This is a genomic window from Arenibacter palladensis (assembly GCF_900129275.1).
In the GTDB taxonomy this organism is placed as follows: Bacteria; Bacteroidota; Bacteroidia; order Flavobacteriales; family Flavobacteriaceae; genus Arenibacter; species Arenibacter palladensis.
This window is the reverse complement of the sequence record NZ_FQUX01000007.1, coordinates 272,818-294,122: the sequence shown is the minus strand read 5'-3', so window position 1 is coordinate 294,122 and position 21,305 is coordinate 272,818. Positions and strand designations below refer to the sequence as shown.

General features: G+C 33.8%; 18 protein-coding genes and 1 pseudogene. All 19 read left to right on the top strand.

The annotated features are described in order from the left end of the window. Positions 1 to 422 (top strand): annotated as a pseudogene (locus tag BUA60_RS23075) (hypothetical protein); the annotation flags it as partial. Between the two features lie 877 nt (positions 423 to 1,299). Continuing rightward, the gene (gene cysQ / locus BUA60_RS17890) at positions 1,300 to 2,121 is read left to right on the top strand and encodes a 3'(2'),5'-bisphosphate nucleotidase CysQ (protein WP_072864074.1); all 822 of its coding nucleotides are present in this window, start codon (positions 1,300 to 1,302) and stop codon (positions 2,119 to 2,121) included. Further along, the gene (locus tag BUA60_RS17885) at positions 2,121 to 2,546 is read left to right on the top strand and encodes a DUF2061 domain-containing protein (RefSeq protein ID WP_072864073.1); all 426 of its coding nucleotides are present in this window, start codon (positions 2,121 to 2,123) and stop codon (positions 2,544 to 2,546) included. Before cysQ ends, BUA60_RS17885 begins: the two co-directional genes overlap by 1 nt. Further along, a complete protein-coding gene (gene cysC, locus BUA60_RS17880) occupies positions 2,531 to 3,121 on the top strand; it encodes an adenylyl-sulfate kinase (RefSeq protein ID WP_072864071.1) in 591 nt (196 codons plus the stop codon). Before BUA60_RS17885 ends, cysC begins: the two co-directional genes overlap by 16 nt. A 4-nt stretch (positions 3,122 to 3,125) precedes the next feature. Further along, positions 3,126 to 4,031 carry a sulfate adenylyltransferase subunit CysD gene (cysD, locus tag BUA60_RS17875; RefSeq protein ID WP_072864069.1) on the top strand — a complete coding sequence of 302 codons (906 nt, stop codon included), beginning with the start codon at positions 3,126 to 3,128 and terminating at the stop codon, positions 4,029 to 4,031. A 20-nt stretch (positions 4,032 to 4,051) separates the two neighbouring features. Next, a complete protein-coding gene (locus BUA60_RS17870) occupies positions 4,052 to 5,308 on the top strand; it encodes a sulfate adenylyltransferase subunit 1 (RefSeq protein WP_072864068.1) in 1,257 nt (418 codons plus the stop codon). A gap of 269 nt (positions 5,309 to 5,577) precedes the next feature. After that, a complete protein-coding gene (locus BUA60_RS17865) occupies positions 5,578 to 6,744 on the top strand; it encodes an arylsulfotransferase family protein (RefSeq protein ID WP_178347025.1) in 1,167 nt (388 codons plus the stop codon). 523 nt (positions 6,745 to 7,267) lie between these two features. Then, positions 7,268 to 8,284, top strand: coding sequence for a sulfotransferase (locus BUA60_RS17855; RefSeq protein ID WP_072864062.1), 1,017 nt, complete (start codon positions 7,268 to 7,270; stop codon positions 8,282 to 8,284). 117 nt (positions 8,285 to 8,401) lie between these two features. After that, positions 8,402 to 9,433 carry an NAD-dependent epimerase gene (locus BUA60_RS17850; RefSeq protein ID WP_072864060.1) on the top strand — a complete coding sequence of 344 codons (1,032 nt, stop codon included), beginning with the start codon at positions 8,402 to 8,404 and terminating at the stop codon, positions 9,431 to 9,433. A 205-nt stretch (positions 9,434 to 9,638) separates the two neighbouring features. Next, positions 9,639 to 10,637: an SDR family oxidoreductase gene (locus BUA60_RS17845; protein ID WP_072864058.1), complete on the top strand. Its 999-nt coding sequence runs from the start codon at positions 9,639 to 9,641 to the stop codon at positions 10,635 to 10,637. 13 nt (positions 10,638 to 10,650) lie between these two features. Further along, on the top strand, positions 10,651 to 11,979 hold the full coding sequence (locus BUA60_RS17840) for a UDP-glucose dehydrogenase family protein (RefSeq protein ID WP_072864057.1): 1,329 nt from the start codon (positions 10,651 to 10,653) through the stop codon (positions 11,977 to 11,979). A 9-nt stretch (positions 11,980 to 11,988) separates the two neighbouring features. Then, the gene (locus tag BUA60_RS17835) at positions 11,989 to 13,272 is read left to right on the top strand and encodes a nucleotide sugar dehydrogenase (protein ID WP_072864055.1); all 1,284 of its coding nucleotides are present in this window, start codon (positions 11,989 to 11,991) and stop codon (positions 13,270 to 13,272) included. Beyond that, positions 13,272 to 14,375, top strand: a complete 1,104-nt coding sequence (locus BUA60_RS17830) for a glycosyltransferase family 4 protein (RefSeq protein WP_072864053.1) — start codon at positions 13,272 to 13,274, stop codon at positions 14,373 to 14,375. The genes BUA60_RS17835 and BUA60_RS17830 overlap by 1 nt, the downstream gene beginning before the upstream one ends. After that, complete coding sequence (gene murJ, locus BUA60_RS17825; RefSeq protein WP_245802576.1) at positions 14,338 to 15,741, top strand: murein biosynthesis integral membrane protein MurJ; 1,404 nt, start codon at positions 14,338 to 14,340, stop codon at positions 15,739 to 15,741. The genes BUA60_RS17830 and murJ overlap by 38 nt, the downstream gene beginning before the upstream one ends. Positions 15,742 to 16,023: 282 nt before the next feature. Beyond that, the gene (locus BUA60_RS17820; RefSeq protein ID WP_072864049.1) at positions 16,024 to 17,106 is read left to right on the top strand and encodes an O-antigen ligase family protein; all 1,083 of its coding nucleotides are present in this window, start codon (positions 16,024 to 16,026) and stop codon (positions 17,104 to 17,106) included. A 29-nt stretch (positions 17,107 to 17,135) separates the two neighbouring features. Then, positions 17,136 to 18,095 (top strand): ATP-grasp fold amidoligase family protein, encoded by a 960-nt coding sequence (locus BUA60_RS17815; RefSeq protein ID WP_072864047.1) that lies wholly within the window; start codon positions 17,136 to 17,138, stop codon positions 18,093 to 18,095. Further along, the gene (locus tag BUA60_RS17810; RefSeq protein WP_072864045.1) at positions 18,079 to 19,149 is read left to right on the top strand and encodes a glycosyltransferase; all 1,071 of its coding nucleotides are present in this window, start codon (positions 18,079 to 18,081) and stop codon (positions 19,147 to 19,149) included. Before BUA60_RS17815 ends, BUA60_RS17810 begins: the two co-directional genes overlap by 17 nt. Then, complete coding sequence (locus tag BUA60_RS17805) at positions 19,146 to 20,267, top strand: glycosyltransferase (RefSeq protein WP_072864044.1); 1,122 nt, start codon at positions 19,146 to 19,148, stop codon at positions 20,265 to 20,267. Before BUA60_RS17810 ends, BUA60_RS17805 begins: the two co-directional genes overlap by 4 nt. Positions 20,268 to 20,416: 149 nt before the next feature. After that, positions 20,417 to 21,265: an ATP-grasp fold amidoligase family protein gene (locus BUA60_RS17800; protein ID WP_245802575.1), complete on the top strand. Its 849-nt coding sequence runs from the start codon at positions 20,417 to 20,419 to the stop codon at positions 21,263 to 21,265. Positions 21,266 to 21,305 lie beyond the last annotated feature (40 nt).

The window sequence follows — 21,305 nt, the reverse complement described above, 5'->3', positions numbered from 1 at the left end:
AAACACAAGCTTATTTAAATGACAATACCTACGACGGTGGTAATATCTCAGTTGAAACGGAGCTGAAATCATATCTGGAAAATTCAAAGATTTTTAATTCCGGTATATCTGCGATTCCGAGCGCACAAGTAAAATCTACCGTTTTATCAAAAGTCGGTGCAAGCCTTTACAGAGATTCTTCTGATGAGAGAATCATAGACGATGTCAATAACAGAACCGGTAAGATTCCTGGGTCAGCAGGAGGTTACCCCGATCTACCGAAAGGCACAGCTTATTCGGATAGTGACAAAGATGGGATGAGCAATGAATGGGAGACTGCTAATGGCTTAAATCCGAATGATTCCAGTGACAGTAATAAGGACCGGGATGATGATGGCTATACCAATTTGGAAGAATATTTACATTATTTGACCAACAATTAAAATAGCAAACTTTAACAAATAAAAAAAGGGGCCTGAACAGGCCCTTTTTTTTTATTCCATTTACTTAACGGGAAAACACAACATATCTCAAGGTAATCCCGTCCTCCCATAAATTAAGCCAACCATTTAAAATATCAGGATTTTCATTTCGTAAAGAAAAATAAATAATATAATGAGCTTATTTTTCAATATTCTCAATATTCCTATATCCGGCAAAATTCTCAAAACTTATTAATGAGCAAATTGATATTACATCAACTATTAATCTAAGTATGGGGATTGGTTAACTAAATTATGCTTTCGAATTAAATAGCATTAAATGGATACAAAGATTCTATTTATGAAAAAAGCCATTGCCTGGATTCATTAGCTTTATATTAGAAATATTATTTGGTTTCAATAATAAATAACCTGAATATATCAACAGCTAATATCTTATACATTTTTTCATTTTCATCCTAAATTCATAATTTTCATTAAAACCGATATCCATGATTTTCATGGTCTATATGACCTTCATTAACATGTTCCAATTTCTTAAAAAGACGATTCCATATTGAAGGAATTACAACTCAAAATATATACCAAATAATTTTATTCGACCCGCAAAAAAATTAGCAACCAACATTGTAAAAAACAGAATTGACCAGGACTTTTCTATTACCTCAAGTTTTTATCGGGCAACAAAGAATTTAAATCAATTAAAATATTCTAATTTATTTTTCAATATTCAATTTAAACAAGTCAATTTATCTAACATAAACTATCCTACGTCTCATCGAACATATTTGGACTTACATCGTAAATTCATTGTCTACGCTATAATTATAATTACATTTTGCATTGTAAACCAACCCAATAAGTAATTCAACCTTATATGCCTGATGAAAAGAGTGCATTAAAAAATTATTTAGAGCTCGCCATTGAAGCAGCCATAATGGCTGGAATAGCTATCAAGAAGGTTTACAATAAACCAAGCTTTAATCAGAAATTAAAAGTTGACAATTCTCCCTTAACTGAGGCAGATACAGCCGCCAATATAATCATAAACAAGTTTTTAAAAACCTCGAATATCCCAATTATTAGTGAAGAAAATAAGAATTCGGACTATGACATTAGAAAGAATTGGAAAAAATGTTGGCTAGTAGACCCTTTGGACGGAACAAAAGAATTTGTCAATAAAAATGGCGAATTCACCGTTAATATAGCACTATGTGAAAATGGAATACCAATTCTCGGAGTAATTTATGCCCCTAATAGCAAAGAACTGTTTTATGCCGATGCGAAAAGTAGAAATGCGTTTAAAAGACAGTTAAAAGAAGAATACATGATAAAAGGTGAGCTTTATGATGTTCAAAATAAAATTTCACCTAACCCTGCTCCAACAAATACCATTAGGGTAGTAGGAAGCCGATCACATATGAATTCGGAAACTTTGGATTTTATAAAGGACTTGAAGCAAAAGTATGATCTAGTGGAAATTGTTTCCATGGGAAGCTCCCTTAAACTATGTATGATTGCTGAAGGTAAAGCAGATGTTTATCCGCGTTTTGCCCCAACTATGGAATGGGACACGGCTGCAGGCCATGCTATTTGCAAGGCGGTAGGATTAAAAGTATTATCAAAAAACTCCCAAGATGAATTAATGTATAATAAGGAACATTTGTTGAACAATCATTTTATACTTCAAAATTCATAATGGATAGCTCTCACAAAAGGCATATTGCCAAAACAATAACATGGAGATTAGTGGGCACCGTGGATACCATTGTACTTTCATGGGCAATCACAGGCAACCCATTTACAGGGCTAAAAATTGGGATGCTCGAAATGTTCACAAAATTAATACTTTACTATCTCCATGAGAGGTTCTGGTTTAAATTTTATGTTGAAGAAAGCAAAACACGACACATAATAAAAACTATTTCTTGGCGAATAATTGGTACTTTAGACACAATTACCCTTTCATGGTTTATTACAGGAAATGCACTCACAGGATTAAAGATTGGAGCAGCAGAAATAATTACAAAAATGATTTTATATTATTTACATGAACGTACATGGTATAAGATAAATTTTGGTTTGGATAAAACAAGAAGAGCTAAAAAATGGAAAAAAACATAGTACAACAAGAGTATAAAATAAGCCGTACTCTCAGAAGAGAGGCAAACGGACATAATTCCTTCTTGATATTTTTTACTGGGTTTTCTGGATCTGGAAAATCTACTATTGCTAATGCCCTGGAACAAAAATTGCATCACCTCAATATTAAAACCTATGTTCTCGATGGAGATAACGTACGTAGCGGGATTAATCAAAATCTCTCTTTTAGTAAAAAGGACCGATCAGAAAATATTAGACGGATAGGGGAAATTTCCAAATTATTTGTGGATGCTGGTGTGGTTGTCCTCGCTGCTTTTATTGCTCCTTATAAAGAGGATAGGGAATTTATAAAGGCAATAATAGAAAATGAAAATTATGTGGAGGTATTTGTGAATACATCCTTGGAAGTATGTGAAACAAGGGATGTTAAAGGATTGTACAAAAAGGCCAGAAAAGGGGAAATTAAAAATATGACAGGGATTTCCGCACCCTACGAAGCTCCTCAAAATCCTGACGTAGAGGTTTCTGAGTTGCACTCTGTTGAAGAATCCGTAGAGATTATATATGACAAAATTAAAAATAAATTAATACTCTGAAATCATGAATAAATACTTTTTAAACTATTTGGATGAATTAGAATCAGAGTCTATTTATGTTCTTAGGGAAGTATGGGCCCAATTTCAAAATCCAGTAATTCTTTTCTCTGGCGGCAAAGATTCCATTGTTTTAACACATTTAGCTAAAAAAGCCTTTTTCCCAAGTAAAATCCCATTTGCCTTAATGCATGTTGATACAGGTCATAACTTTCCTGAAACCATTTCTTTTAGAGATGAGTTAGTTAAAGTTATGGGAGTAAGACTTATCGTTGGTTACGTGCAGGATTCCATTGATAAAGGTAGAATAGCAGAAGAAAAAGGCAAAAACGCCACAAGAAATGCCCTACAGATTACGACACTATTGGATACTATAGAAACTAATAAAATAGATTGTGCCATAGGAGGAGGAAGAAGGGATGAAGAAAAATCTCGTGCCAAGGAACGTTTCTTCTCCCATAGGGATGAATTTGGGCAATGGGATCCAAAAAATCAACGCCCAGAACTTTGGAATTTATTCAATGGAAAACACTTCCAAGGAGAGCATTTCAGGGTCTTTCCCATTAGCAATTGGACAGAAATGGATATTTGGAACTACATTAAAAGGGAAGGTATTCAGATACCATCTTTATATTATGCTCATGAAAGAGAGGTAGTTTGGCGGAATGATTCCTGGATTCCAAATTCAGAATTTTTAATTCTAGAATCCAAGGAAAAAACTTATCTAAAAAAGATTCGTTTTAGAACTCTGGGAGATATTACTATAACGGGGGGGATAGAATCAGAAGCTGATACACTTGAAAAAATAGTGCAAGAAGTAGCAGCCATGAGAAATACGGAACGTGGTAACAGAAGTGATGACAAAAGATCGGATACGGCCATGGAAGACAGAAAAAGACAAGGGTACTTTTAACAAAATTTAATTACGAAATAATGAATATTAATAATAGTCAATTATTGCGATTCACAACGGCCGGCAGTGTAGATGATGGTAAAAGTACTTTGATTGGACGCTTACTTTACGATTCCAAATCTATATTCGAGGATCAATTGGAGGCAATTACAAATACAAGTATTAATAAAGGTCATGACGGGGTTGATTTGGCTTTGTTTACAGATGGGTTAAAGGATGAAAGAGAACAAGGTATCACCATTGATGTTGCCTATAGGTACTTTACCACTCCTAAGCGCAAGTTTATTATTGCAGATACTCCCGGGCATATACAGTACACAAGAAATATGGTCACTGGTGCTTCAACGGCCAACGCTGCCATTATCTTAATTGATGCGCGCCACGGTGTAATTGAACAGACCAAAAGGCATGCATTTATTGCATCTTTACTTCAGATTCCACATATTATAGTCTGCATAAATAAAATGGACCTAGTAGATTTTAAGGAAGAAATATATGATGGGGTTGTAGCTCAATTTGAAGAATTTTCATCAAAATTGTTGGTCAAGGATATCAGATTTATCCCTATAAGCGCCCTTTTAGGTGATAACGTAGTACATCGATCTGAAAACATGCCTTGGTACCAAGGTGGCCTCCTTTTGTACACTTTGGAAACTATTCACATAAGTAGTGATATTAATAAGGTAGATGCCAGATTTCCCGTGCAGACCGTTATACGCCCCCAAAGTGCTGAATATCCTGATTATAGGGGATATGCTGGGCGAGTAGCCAGTGGGGTCTTTAGAAAAGGAGACGAGATTACAGTAATGCCTTCCGGGTTTACTTCCAAAATAAAAACTGTAGATACAATTGCTGGAGAATTAAAAAATGCTTTTGCACCCATGTCGGTCACTATAACCCTTGAAGATGATATTGGCGTAAGTAGAGGGGATATGATAGTTAGATCAAATAATAAAGCGGAGGCATCCCAAGATATTGAAGTAATGTTATGTTGGTTAACCCACTTACCTGCAAAACCTGCTTCGAAATACACCATTAGACATACCTCCAATGAGCAAAAGGCGATTATTAAGGAAATTGTTTACAAAATAGACATAAACTCTCTTTCCCGTTTACCAAACGAAAAAGAATTAAGGATGAACGACATATGTAAGGCAAGGATAAGGACGACAAAACCACTATTGATCGATTCTTACCGTGAAAACCGGATTACAGGTAGTATTATCTTAATAGATGATGATACTAATGAAACAGTTGCGGCAGGAATGATAGTTTAAAATTAATTAGTTTGTCAAGACCCCTTTTTATAACATTAAACCGAATTTGTATCACTTATATCGATTAATAATTAAAAACAAAAAAATAATTCTTTAATTCTATTATGAAAAAGTTACGGTTCATTTTTATTGCAATAACTGGGCTCTTGTTTTTTTCCATTTTCCTGTCATCAACAGTCCGTAATATTTATTTATCAACGGATGGGGGTGTTAAAAGATTTGGACCACTTGTAGAACCTATTAAAATTTTAGCCGAATTACCGTCTTTGATGAAGCAAATTTTTAAGCCTGCTGAATTTTTAGTCGAGAATGTGGAAGACAAAGATGGTTTCACATATTTTGGCTCTGATAATATTGAACTATATCCTAAAATATTGATTTCTCATAAAGGAGAAGAATTTAGCCAAAAATTTGATCTTTTTGAATTGAGTACCGGCAAATTATTAAAACGATGGGAACCGGACAATAAAAGCCTGTTTGATCAAGCGTACAATCAAATGAACCCCAGAAAACAGGAAAAGGGTAGTGATTTGTATTTCATGCATCCTTTCTTCTCCCAGGATAGTTCATTAATACTGAATTCCCAACTTACAAGTTTATTGGTTAAAATTGATAAAAACGGTAAAACAGTTTGGCTAAAAAACGATAGGAATTACCATCATACCCTGGAAGAAGACCATGAAGGATATATTTACGCAACAACACAACCCTTCATATCAGGGAAATATGACATGTTACCTGAAGATTACGATGCATATAAAACAATTCTTTTGGACGATGAAATCACCAAAATAAACCCTAAGAATGGTGAAATAATCAACAGTAAATCAGTAATTGAAATATTGTTGGAAAATGGATATGAGGATTTACTGTTATCTAAAGGTCAATTTATAAGTGACCCCATTCATTTAAATGATATACAACCGGCTCTTACCAATTCGGAATATTGGAATAAAGGAGACCTTTTAATATCCTGTAGAAATCTTAGTACAATATTTTTATACAGACCCAGTACCTCAAAAATAATTTGGATAAAACACGGTCCTTGGTATAATCAACATGATGTAGATTTTCTGGATAATAATAAAGTAGTCGTCTATGGAAATGATGTTATTCGTGAAGAAAGTAGAATAGACCCTAAATTAACTTCCCAAAATCTTTTCTTCAGTTCCAAAAGGAAAAACAATGAAGTTTATATTTATGACTTTGAAAAAGACACTATTACTACCCCATATAGTAGATTATTAAAAAATGAAAACGTAAGGACCATTACCTCAGGAAGATGCGATATCTTGCCTAATGGTGACATATTTATAGAAGAAACAAATAATGGAAAAATAATAATTGGGGATAGTATCCATAAAAAAATTAAATTTGTAAAAAGACTTGATGACAATCATATTTCGAGTCTTTTTTGGAGCCGAATAATTAACTAAATATCATAACTATGTTTTTATATCTAGGACCCGGACTTGGAGCCGGAATAATTGCTATTATTTCAGGAGTTTTTTTGACTTTTTTCGCTTTTTTGGTAGCCATTTTCTGGTTGCCTCTTAAACGGTTTATTAATTTCATTAAGATGAAACTAAATAAAGGCTAATTTGATTTATTCACTTATTTTCATTATAACCATACTCTCTTGTATCATCTTTGATAATCTTGGGATAATAACACTTGTAAAAAACCTGACCAACTCCTATAAATTACAATTAAAGGTATTACAGGATAAAACCAAAACTGATGAGGAGAAACAAAAGGAATTATTGCGTCAGATTTCTAAACAAATCATATATCTGTTAAAGCTCATTGGAAGTATTATTTTGTTTATCAGTCCTTTTCTTTCCATATTCATTATAGATGAACTATTTAAAACAACATACTCGGAAACCCTATATAGTTTAGTTGGAATTTTAGCTTCTTTGATTGCAGTGGTGCTCTATATCATTTTAAAAAAACAATATGTCAAGTTATTCAAAAAGCGAAAAAATACTACATAAATTATACTTATCAAATTATTTTCTATCTAAGTCGTCTCTGGAACTGGAAGAAATTATTTTTGGCCCTAAGGCTAAAAATATTCTAGTAAAGGAGTACGTATTTATAACTGGCTTGGCTAGATCTGGCACAACAGCCTTAATGAATAAGATATTTGGCACAAATGAATACGCTTCCTTGCAATATTCCAATATGCCAATTTTGCTCTCCCCAAACTTATGGAATAAAAAGCTTAAGATTGCTGCCCACGAGAGAGCTCACAAAGATGGTATTATAATCGACGGCAATTCACCTGAAGAATTTGACGAATATTTCTGGAAGGCCTTTATGAAGGATTCTTACATTAAAGATGGACTATTACCACATATAGTGGAAGAAGAAATTGTAAACAAATATTTGACCTATATATCTTTGATTTGTCTTTCAAAACAAAAACAAAAATATATATCCAAAAACAACAACAACATTTTAAGGCTATCTACCTTAAAAAAAATTAATAATAGTAAAATATTTATTTTATTTAGAGAACCCATTTCCCATGCTTCATCCCTAATGAAGTTGCACCGTAGTTTTTCTGATAGCCAACGTGAAGATCCATTTGTACTGGATTATTTTAACTATTTGGGGCATCACGAATTTGGCCTTAATCATAAACCTTTTCTATTGACCTCAAATTTTATAGAAACAAAATCACAGTATGATCTTGAAGATATAAATTATTGGCTAATCCTATGGATCAATTATTATGAATATGTACTAGATACTTTCGACGATTCTTATATGCTTATTTCATTTGAAAGCCTGGTTAATGAACCTGACAGCGTTTTTGAATATGTAAGCAAAAACCTTCAAGTTAAGCCCTTTCCCAACAGCATTAAAAAACATAAACCAATGATTTATCAGCCCGTTCCATGTAATCTAGAACTACAAAACCGGGCCAAACAAGTCTATAATAAATTACTTTCTTTAATAAAGTACTAAAACTTATTACAATCTAAAAAAATGTTTATTATAAAAACATTTTTTTAGATTGTTCCATTATTTTTGAACAAAATAATTATCTCGCAATTATTAATTAGAAAGAAATCCATTAAATTAATGAAAATACTTGTAACAGGGGCAGCCGGCTTCATTGGATTTTTTGTGTCCAAAATGTTAATAACCCAAGGTCACATTGTTGTTGGACTTGATAATATCAATGACTATTACGATGTTAATCTAAAATACGCCCGCTTAAAGGAATTGGGCATATCCAGGGAAAATGCTGAAAAATTCGGCCAAAAAATCAAAAGTGATACACATCCCAACTCTTTTTCATTTATCCGTCTGAACCTAGAGGATTTCGAGGCTATGCCTATATTATTCAAAGATCAAAACTTTGATGTCGTGTGCAATCTGGCTGCCCAGGCAGGAGTACGCTATAGCCTTGAAAATCCAAAAGCTTATGTTGACAGCAATATTGTAGGGTTTATGAATATCTTGGAATGTTGCCGAAATTACAAAATCAAACATCTGGTGTACGCCAGCAGCTCCAGTGTCTACGGCCTCAACAAAAAGGTCCCCTTTGAAACCACTGATAATGTGGACCATCCTATAAGCCTTTATGCCGCGACTAAAAAGAGTAATGAACTTATGGCCCATACTTATAGTCATTTATATGGTTTTGCTACCACAGGTTTGCGTTTTTTTACGGTCTATGGCCCATGGGGAAGGCCGGATATGGCCATGTTTCTTTTTACAGATGCCATGGTACAGGGCAACCCCATAAAGGTCTTCAACAATGGCCTTATGGAGCGCGATTTCACCTATATTGACGATATTACTGAGGGGGTGGTCCGCATTTTGGAAAAAAATATAAAACCTCGAATGGACAAAGGGGAAAAATACAAAATTTACAATATCGGAAATAATAATTCCGTTAAACTGCTCGACTTTATCCAAGCGATTGAGGAAAATTTAGGAATAAAAGCAAAAAGGAATCTCCTTCCTATGCAACCTGGAGATGTAGAAAAAACATGGGCAAATGTAGATGACCTAATTACCGATTATGAATATTCTCCAAATACACCAATAAAGAAAGGAGTGTCAGATTTTATCTCTTGGTATAAAGAATATTATCATTTAAGTTAAACTATCCTAACTTATCTCTGTCTTTATATGAAATTGTTAATGTAAGTACAATAAAATGGCTATTATCGAATAAAGAAATAATACCAACCGGCTCATAATATTAGAAAGTAAAATATCATTTCATCGAGTTTATTGCGACTTAAAATAATATTGACGTCAATTTAAGTTTCTTTTAATCATCTTTGTGGCTTAAAAATATTTCAATATGAATTTTACCTCAATTGGTTTAAATTCTTCATACCATGTATTAGTCACGGGAGGAGCAGGATTTATTGGTTCCAATTTGTGTGAAGCACTTTTAGAAAACGGCAATCCAGTAACTTGTTTGGATAATTTTGCAACAGGAAAACGAGAAAACATTGCACACTTAGGGTCAAATCCAAATTTCCTGCTAATTGAAGGTGATATACGAAATTTAAGCGAATGCCAAAAAGCCTGTACGGGTGTAGATTATATTTTGCATCAGGCCGCATTGGGATCTGTCCCTAGATCGATCAATGACCCTATAACAAGCAACGATGTTAACGTATCCGGATTTTTAAATATGTTGGTAGCCGCAAGAGATGCCAAGGTAAAGCGCTTTGTCTATGCGGCCAGTTCCTCTACCTATGGGGATTCCGAATCAATGCCCAAAGTGGAAGATGTAATTGGGAAACCTCTCTCCCCCTATGCCATTACCAAGTATGTAAACGAGCTCTATGCTGATATTTTCAGCAAAACCTATGGATTAGAGACTATCGGCTTGCGTTATTTTAATGTTTTTGGAAGAAAACAAGACCCGAACGGTGCTTATGCCGCAGTGATTCCGAAGTTTGTAATGCAGTTGATGAAATACGAATCCCCTGTTATAAATGGAGATGGTAGCTATTCTAGGGATTTTACCTATATAGACAATGTAATTCAAATGAACTTAAGGGCCATAAGCAGTAATAATAAAGAGGCCATAAATACCGTTTATAATGTAGCCTACGGCGAACGGACAGATTTAAAGGAGTTGGTATCACTATTAAAAGAATATCTAAGTGTTTACGATCCAAAAATTGCTCAAGTAGATATAAAATATGGCCCCAACAGGCAGGGAGATGTACCACATTCTTTGGCGTCTATCCAAAAAGCAAAAAATTTGCTGGATTATGATCCAGAATTCAATATTGAGGCTGGGTTGAAAGAGGCAGTAACATGGTATTGGAAAAATTTAAAATAAAATATAATCTAAAATGAATTTAACTGTTATTGGAACCGGCTATGTAGGTCTGGTAAGTGGTACTTGTTTTGCCGAGATGGGAAATACGGTAACCTGTATTGATGTTGACACCAAAAAAATAGAAAATTTAAAAGGGGGTATTATCCCAATCTACGAACCGGGCTTAGAAGCCATGGTAAGAAGAAATATTGAGAACAAAACCTTGCGCTTTAGTACCAATTTAAATAATCACCTTCAGAAATGCGATATAGCTTTCATTGCCGTTGGTACCCCTATGGGGGATGATGGTTCTGCCGATTTAAAATATGTGCTTCAAGTGGCCAAAGAGATAGGACTGCATATGACCAATCCCTTGATTATTGTTGACAAATCTACCGTTCCTGTAGGCACTGCTGATAAAGTTTCGGCCACTATTCAAAAAGAATTGGAAAAACGAAATGTAGACATAGAATTTCATGTAGTCTCCAACCCTGAATTTTTAAAGGAAGGGGATGCGATAAACGACTTCATGAAACCAGATAGGGTGGTTATTGGATCCGACGATCAAAAGTCGACCGAAAAAATGAGAACCTTGTATTCCCCATTTTTTAGAAGTAGTCAGGACCGATTGATAACAATGGACGTGCGTTCCGCAGAAATGACGAAATATGTGGCGAATGCCATGCTGGCTACCAAGATTTCGTTTATGAATGAAATTGCCAATATTTGTGAATTGGTAGGTGCCGATGTGAATAAGGTAAGAATTGGTATTGGGTCCGACAGTAGAATTGGTTATAGCTTTATCTATCCAGGTTCAGGATATGGAGGGTCTTGTTTTCCTAAAGACGTTAAGGCATTGAAAAAAACGGCTGAGGAACATGGCTATAAAGCCAGTTTGATTACCTCCGTGGAGGATGTTAACGACCGGCAAAAACTGGTAATAGCCCATAAAGTAATCAACCGCTTTGGGGAAGATTTAAAAGGAAAAACCTTTGCCATATGGGGCTTGGCCTTCAAACCTGAGACCGATGATATGCGGGAAGCCCCTGCCATTTATATCATTAAGGAATTGGTGAAGCGGGGAGCTAAAATACAGGCCTATGATCCAAAGGCCATGGAAGAGGCAGAACATTTTTATTTAAAAGATATGAAAGGTGTTACTTATTGCAAGTCCAAGTACGACACTCTTAAAAATGCCGATGCCATGATTCTACTAACGGAATGGAAAGAATTTAGGTCTCCTGATTTTGAAGAATTAAAGGTACAATTAAATACCCCGATAATTTTTGATGGCCGTAACCAATATAATGATGTATTAATGACGGAGAGGGGTATTGAATACTACCAAATCGGAAAAAAATAATTAACACATATGAATTCAATAAAAATTGCAATCATTGGATTGGGATATGTTGGCCTTCCATTGGCCCGTTTATTTGCCACCAAATACCCCGTGATAGGATTTGATATTAACGAAAGGAGAATTAGAGAATTACAAGCAGGGAAGGATAATACCCTAGAAGTAGAAGACGATATCTTACAAGCCGTTTTGTCCGATACCTCAAAAATGGACAATACAGGACTGTATTGCACAAATAAGCTAGAGGATATTGCGGACTGTAATTACTACATAGTTACTGTACCTACTCCAGTTGACAGTACCAATAGGCCCATTTTAACGCCACTATACAAAGCTAGTGAAACGGTAGGCCAAGTACTAAAAAAGGGAGATATCGTAGTATATGAGTCTACCGTTTATCCTGGGGTTACCGAAGATGAATGTATTCCGGTTTTGGAAAATATAAGTGGGTTAAAGTATAACCTAGATTTTTTTGCAGGATATTCGCCAGAAAGAATCAATCCGGGGGACAAAGAACATACCGTTGAAAAAATCTTAAAAGTCACATCTGGTTCAACTCCAGAAATAGGCAAAAAAGTAAATAAGCTCTATGCCTCTGTAATTACGGCCGGAACGCACTTGGCTCCTAACATCAGGGTTGCCGAGGCGGCCAAGGTTATTGAAAACTCACAACGTGATATTAATATCGCTTTTGTTAATGAATTGGCCAAGATTTTCAATTTAATGGGTATTGACACCCATGATGTTTTAGAGGCTGCAGGTACCAAATGGAACTTCCTACCCTTTAAACCAGGATTAGTTGGGGGGCACTGTATCGGCGTAGACCCCTATTATTTAGCCCAGAAAGCACAGGAGTATGGCTACCATCCGGAGATTATTTTGGCCGGAAGACGAATGAACGACGGTATGGGCAAGTATGTAGCCTCAGAAGTCGTTAAATTGATGGTACAAAATGACATTAAGGTAAAAGGAGCTAGTATATTGGTATTGGGAATAACCTTTAAGGAAAATTGCCCCGATGTCCGTAACACTAAAGCGGTTGATGTTATAAACAACCTAAGCTCCTACGGAGCAGAGGTAGACATTTATGATCCTTGGGCATCGGCGGAAGAAGTTATGCATGAATATAAGTTGACAGCTTCTAAAGAATTGGCGGACAAAAAATTCGATGCTATTGTGCTCACTGTGGCGCACAAACAATTTCTGTCTCTTGATTTCAAGTCACTTCTAAATCACAATGGGGTAGTTTATGATGTTAAAGGTTTTATACCTGAAATAGCAAACGGCAAATTGTAATGCATAACAAAGTTGAAAAGCAAAAAATTGCCTTTGTTATACCCTCACTTGGGGCTGGTGGTGCAGAGCGAGTAGTTTCTACTTTAGCTAACGCACTTATAAACGATTATGAAGTTTATATCATAACATTTATTAAAGTAGTCCCTTTTTATAAATTACACAAGGATGTCCAATTAATGTATTGTGTTGATAATGTTCCTCCTAGTAGAAATATTTTTAATGCTTTAAAAAGTAATTATATTTTACTAAAAAAAATCAACGCAATCATTAAAACGGAAAAGATTCAATTATTGATTGGTTTTTTAACTAGCGCTAATGTACTATCTGTTCTAGCAGCAAAAAGCAATTCAATCCCTTCTATTATTAGTGAAAGGAATAATCCAAACAAGAATAATACCAACAAATTTTGGAAATTACTTAAGAATTTCAGTTACCCTAAAGCAAACTATTTAGTCGTTCAAACAAATAAAATCAAAGAATATTACACTTCAAGTGTAGATGAAAAAAAATTAATAATTCTACCTAATCCAATTTCTGCGGAATTGTCGGCAAAGCGGGATAATGAGGCTTTCAAAGAAAATGTAATACTAAATGTTGGAAGATTAACCAATCAAAAAGCTCAGGATGTTTTAATAAAGTCGTTCTCTCAAATAGAAGACAAAAACTGGAAACTTTTAATTATAGGTGAAGGACCAAAGAAGAAAGAATACCAGAAATTGATTGAAAAGCTAGATCTTAAGGACAGAGTAATAATAAAAAGTAAAACTAAAAATATAGATAAGTACTATAATTCTTCTAGAATTTTTGCGTTCTCCTCTATATTTGAAGGTTTCCCCAATGCCCTTATTGAAGCCATGCATTTTGGCATTCCCTGCATTTCTACAGATTGTCCAACAGGACCATCCGAATTGATCAAAGATGGAATTAATGGTTTTCTAATCCCTATGAACAAGGAACAAGTTTTAACTGAGAAAATTAATCAACTCATTTCAAAAGAAGATTTAAGATTATCCTTCGGTAAAAATGGTCAAAAGACCGTAGATAAATTCAAGGTGGATTCTGTCGTTGAGCGATGGAATAAAATTATTAAGCGCTGTATATAATTTAAAAATGATTAATTATATAAGAGAATATCTCCGAAAATTAAATATCAAACACCTAATCAAGCAACCGGTATTTAAAAATATCATGTTGGTTATGAGCATTACCCTGCTCATGAAAGGTGTTGGTTTTTACAAGGAATCAGTGGTAGCAGCGACCTTTGGTCTATCCGAATTATTGGATACCTTTTTTATTGCCATGTTGGTGCCTGGTTTTATAAATAGTGTGTTCCTAGGAGCATTTAGAAATGTTTTTATACCTAACTATGTCGCCGAATTGAAAACTGGAAATAACATTGCCTCATTCCAAGGAACTGGTTTCTTTATAACTGGGTTGGTGTCCTTTCTATTTTTAGTTGTAGCCTATTTATTTACTGATGTATACTTAGAGAATTTTTTCGCAGGGCATGATCAAGCCTTTTACGACTTAGTAAAATTACAATTTCATTATGTTCTCCCATGTATTCTTTTATGGGGGTTTTCATCAATATTAAGTGGATTGTTGAATATTAATGGGGAATTTAGATATACATCATTTACATCCATATTTACCCCTGTTTCCATTATTATTTGCCTCTGGCTATTTCAAAAGTTATTAGGAGATTCAGTATTGGCAATTGGAACCCTAATAGGTGCTGTCCTAGGGTTTCTATATCTGCTAATGATTAGCTTGCACAGGAAAGTTCTTAGCGTTTCCTTGCCAAATTTTAGCAATAAAAATGCCAAAGAAATGTTCTACCAATTACCTGCTAAAGTATCTTCAGGCTTTTTAACTGGTATGAACGGCGTGGTAGACCAGTATTTTGCAGCTCAATTAGCTGTAGGCTCAATAGCTGCTTTAAATTACGGCCTTAAAATGCCGGCCTTCTTATCTGGTATTTTGATTATTGGTATTAACAGCGTTTTATTACCTTATTTTTCAAAGGCAGTAATAGAGAACAAGAAAAAGACCTTTAAACTTCTGTTTAAGATATTAAAGTCTCTATTTATTGGAGCAGCCATATTTTCTATAATTGCCATATTTACAACAGATTTTTTTGTGCAATTATTTTTTGAACGTAATGAATTTACAGCTGAGGACTCTGCATTGGTATCCATAATACAAAAAATTATTTTGGCCTACATACCCTTTACAATTGCAGGAATGGTAAATGTTAATTTTTTAACCAGCATCAATAAAAACGCAATTATGGCCTATGTATCTTTTGGTGCATTGGTTATAAATATCATTCTAGATTATATCTTAATGCAATATTATGGTATTTTTGGTATCGCAATTTGTACCACAATAGTGGTTATCTTAAAAAATATCGTCTTATTTGGATATACAGTAAAATTAAGTCGACAGGAAGAAATACTGAAAACTTAGATATTATGTATTTTGCGACCCTAAAAGTAATTGCACTTTTTTTGTCCCATAAAATTGTGGGAAATGTTCACAGTATTTTAAAATGCTTTTAACGATATAAAAACAATTAGCGGGAATATTCACCTATATTTTTTTACAAAATTGAATGTTTAATGTTGGACTAAATAATTCTTTTTCATTGTATTTACAAAAACTTAAACTTAATAGTAGATAAAAACTATATCCAATTTATTGATAATGAATTTACTACGTTATATTATCTTGTTTTTAATTTTGTGTAATATGCCCAGCTACCTGCTAGCTTATTTTGGCAGCACATTGGGGTCCTTAAGTAGTTATGCCTCTTCTCTATTGCTATTAGCGTATTATTTTCTTTCACGAGAAAAGCATGAATTAATTTTTCCATTTATTTTATTGGGAATACTTTACTACACCTTAAGTGGCCTGAATTTTTCAGAAATTGATCCAGAGTGGTACTTTAAGGATTTTATTCGGTTCATGATCGTAGTTGTTTGCGCTGGTGACCTCTTATATAAAACAAACAATAAAGACATATATATAATATTGGTCATAGGCGCCTTAAGTATTATTATTAACGCCGTCATATTCCCATTGGCCAATGCCAACTTCTACCCTACTTATGGGCGTTTCAGCGGTTTTTATTTGAATCCCAACTTTGCCGGCTCCATATGCCTAATTGGCTTTGCCTTAAGTTATTCCATGGGCAATAAATGGTTTAGATTAGGTGGTCAATTAATTTTTACATTGGCCGGTATCCTAACTTTTTCGCGCTCCTTTATAGTAATATGGTTGTTGATAAATATAATTGCGATATATCATAATAGAAAGAACGTTATTGCTCCAGCCATTGGTGCTTTGGTACTTGTAGTGTTATTTGCCGTTTCCAGTTTCCTAACCCTGAATACTGCTCGATTTTCGGCCTTAAAGAGCATTTTTAGTGATGAACAAATACAATCCGAAACCATACAAAAGGATTCCAGAACCGGTACTTGGGCTCTATATACAGACATTATATTTGACAAACCTTTTTGGGGCAATGGATATGAATATATGCAAAAAAAACTTCCAGGCCTTCCTGGTGTACATAATACCTTTTTAATGGTCCTTGGTGAGGCCGGTATAATTCCGTTTTTGTTAATAGTCGGAATTTATATTTTTTTGCTTATTCGAAGTTACTCGCTTTTTAGGTCGAATCCAGAATATTTTTATTTGAGTTGTGTACTAACCATTAGCCTAATGGTAGGACACACTTATTTTTCAAATTATTACAATGTACTTATTTCAATGTACCTCTTGATACAGTTTAAAAAATTATCTGAAAGTTCTTCTTTAATTTTAAAATAGAACTAGTTTCCTATCGTTATACTTCAACTATGAAACAACCATTAAAATATATCTATCACAGAACCTTAGTTGGTAAAATAGTGATGAATTTATATCACTATTTCAATAAAAAAATAGTCCCGGAACGAATTTACCTGAAATACAAGTATAAAAAGCACTTTGGACAGTTTCCTGACTTAAAAAAACCCAAAACTTTAAATGAAAAAATCATCTGGCTAAAATTACATGACAGAACACCCCTGCATACACGATGCGCGGATAAATATGAAGTTCGGGGGTTTATAAAAGAAAAGATTGGAGAGGAATATTTAGTCCCAATATATTTTCAAACCCAAGATGTTAATGAGATCATTGCGGATAATTTACCTGATGCCCAATGTATTATAAAAACCAATCACGACAGTGGTGGTGGAATTTTTGTTTTGGATAAAACAAAAATGAATTGGGAAGACATTCAACAGAAATTAAAACAAAGGATGGAAAAAAATTACTATCTGAAATCCAAAGAATGGCAGTACAAAAATATAATCCCCAGAGTTATCATAGAAAAATTATTACAAAACAGTAAGGGAGATATTCCAGAAGATTATAAGCTTCATTGTTTTAATGGAAAGGTTAGAATGATTCAAGTAGATATGGGTAGAGGAACATCAAATCACTATAGAAACTGGTACAATACTGATTGGCAACGTGAGCCTTACAAATGGTCTTCCCCGAAAGGTCCTGGGAAATATACAGATCCTAGTCCAGATGATGTACCAAGGCCTAAAACCCTGAATAAAATGATATCTCTTTCCGAACTTATAGCTGCACATTTTGATTATGTCCGTGTAGATTGGTACGATGTAGATGGCAAGTTATATTTTGGTGAAGTTACCTTTCATCATGACGGGGGCAATAAACCAATATTACCTGAACAATGGGATTTAATACTTGGTAATGAACTTATTCTTACAAAACTAAAATTGCAGGATGTCGCAAAAGATTAATATAACCTTTATTATTCCGTCTTTAAGGGCTGGAGGAGCAGAAAGGGTAATGTCATTTATTTCTTCTAACCTAAACCAGAATTTATTTAATGCCACTCTCTTGGTTATTGGCGGTGAAACTGACAAGGCTTATGAAATCACCAACATTCGGGTAATTTATCTAAATAAAGATAAAATTAGATTGGCGTTTTTTAAAATATTCAAATATCTTTTATTTGAAAAAAATGATATCGTAGTTAGTTCAATTGGTCATTTAAATACAATGATGGCTATTTTTGCCATATTTTTTAGAGGAGTTATTTTTGTTGCTAGAGAAACTGTAGTGAAAGGCAGTAACAATCCCAAAAATAGAAAATTTCTTAATCTCGATTGGCTTAAAAAATATACGATTAAAAAAATAATCTGTCAGTCTAATGACATGAAGGATGATTTAATTACAAATTATGGATTTAAACAAGAGAAATTAATTGTTATCAATAATCCTGTAACCTCCGACTTTGAAGCGAAAACTGAGGTTCACAACTTTAAATCAAAAGAGTTAATCAACTTCATAACAGTTGGGCGCTTAGCCAAGCCAAAGGGCCACAAACGTATTTTAAATTCTCTAGCTAAGCTGAAGTTTCCTTTTCATTACACGATTATAGGCTCAGGTCCAGAGGAAGAAAATATTAAAAAACTGATCACAAAACTTAATTTAGATAAAAAGATCACATTTATTCCATTTACTAAAGAAATACCAAGTTATCTTGCTTCAAGTGACATATACCTTCAAGGTTCATACGTAGAAGGGTTTCCAAACGCGCTCTTGGAAAGTTGTGCTATTGGCACCCCGGTAGTCGTATTTGAAGCTCCGGGCGGAATTAATGAAATTGTTGAAAACGGAATAAACGGCTATATCGCTAAGACCGAAGATGAATATTTTAATTCAATTTTAAAAATGATAGATATTGGATTATGGAATCCAAAAATTATTAGTAATTCTGTCTTAAAAAAATACAATGAAAAAGAAATACTCAAAAATTATGAAGCATTTTTTAGAGAACTTATAGCATGAAAAAGGATATTGATTGGCTTATTGTAATTCCTACTGATAGTTTAGGCGGTGGCGCTGAGCAACTGTTATTTAATGTCGCAAGCTATCTCAGTAATAAGAATGAAAAATGCCAAATTGTTTTTCTCAGTAAAAAACGATCTGGAATGTGGGAAGTTCTAGAAAATAAATGCAAAATAAAATATTTACCAACCAAGAATTTATACCTAGGTTATTTATTATTCATTCCTTATTTGATTGGGTTGCGCAATGCTTCCCGTATAAAAAATACATTTTCTTCGCAAACACTCATCAATGCACTACTTGGGTTAATGAAGAAATTTGGCATTCTTAAAAATACCAAGATTATTGTTAGAGAGTCCAATTCCATCTTTCATCTGCTAAAAGGGAAAAAACTAAAGATATATGCATTGGCCTATAAAATTGGCTACTCGAAGATAAACCTTGTAATTTGTCAGACCAATTTTATGAGAACCCAACTGTTGGAGGCAAATCCTTGGATGAACAAGAAACTTAAGGTAATCGTAATGAGCAATCCTGTTGATTTGGATATGATAAATCAAAAATCAAAAATAGAACTTCAGGAAAAGTATGATAGTGATGTTATGGTAGCTGCCGGAAGGTTAGTTCCCGTAAAAGGATTTGACCTTTTAATTGAATCATTTTTTGAACTGCAAAAACTATATCCCAACCTAAAATTGATAATTTTAGGCGAGGGAAAAGAAAGAATTAATTTACAAAAAAAAATAGACCATTTGAATTTGACCCACAAGGTAAACTTAATTGGATTCGTTAAAAACGTTTACCCATATTTTAAGGTGGCTAAATTATGTGTTATGTCTTCAAGAATTGAAGGGTTCCCTAATGTACTCTTGCAAATGATGTCACAAAACACCAAAGTTGTTAGTACGCTAAGTGCCGGCGGAATAGACGAAATTCCAGGCATTTTTACATGTGAAATAAATGATGCTAAAAAATTAGCCGTTACAGTACAACAATGCCTTATTGCAGAAACCGATAATAATAGAGCCGTATTTAATCAATATCTAGAAAAAAGAACAATGCACAGTTTTGTAGAGAAAATAATTACAGAGGTTAATCAACCTAAAGTTGTTAGTTAAATAGCCCAAATTTTACTAGAGACATTGTATTAACATAACATACTAAAAATAATATGTCGAGTATTAGAAACATAATGAAGAGTTTTTACCATGAAAATTCAATAGGTAAATTACTGCTATCCCCACTTATCTATTATAGAAATTATATAATGTCCGATAAAACATATATTCTGAAAAGATTTAAAAGGGTAATGGGATATAATCTTGATTTAAATAATCCGAGAACATTAAACGAAAAGATTCAATGGCTCAAATTATATCACAATACTCCATTACATACACAATGCGCTGATAAATATGCCGTAAGGGATTATGTGAAAAATAAAATTGGTGAAAAGTATTTGGTCCCACTATATTTATCCACAACCGACCCAAAAGAGATAACACCGGAACGGCTCCCAGAATTTCCATTTATAATTAAAACGAACCATGATAGTTCTGGAGGAATAATTGTCAAGGACAAAACCAAAATTAATTGGATCGAAATACAACAATCTTTAAGTAGAAGATTAAAAAAAAATTATTACCACCATTCCAAAGAAAAACAATATAAGGATATTAAGCCTAGGATAATTGTTGAAAAATTATTGATTGACAAGGTTGGAAATATACCCAATGATTATAAAATTCATTGCTTTAATGGTGACCCAAAAATTATTCAAGTTGATAGTGATCGCTTTTCCAATCACAAGAGAAATTTATACAATGCAAATTGGGAATTGCTTCCATTTACTTGGAGTATTTGGAAAAATAACAAACCGGTTTGGGATAACGGTACAACCATACCAAAACCGGAATCATTGAGCACTCTGATAGATTTAGCCAAAACTTTATCCAAAGATTTTTACTATTCCCGCATTGATTTCTATGTGGTGGATAAAGAAATATATTTCGGAGAAATAACGTTTCACCATGGGGGGGGAACTGAAATTATTTTTCCAAAAAAATGGGATAGCTTTTATGGAGATGGCCTGCAAATTCCAATTAACCAAGGTTAGTCCAAATATTATTTTAAATAATAAACACCTTTATACATTT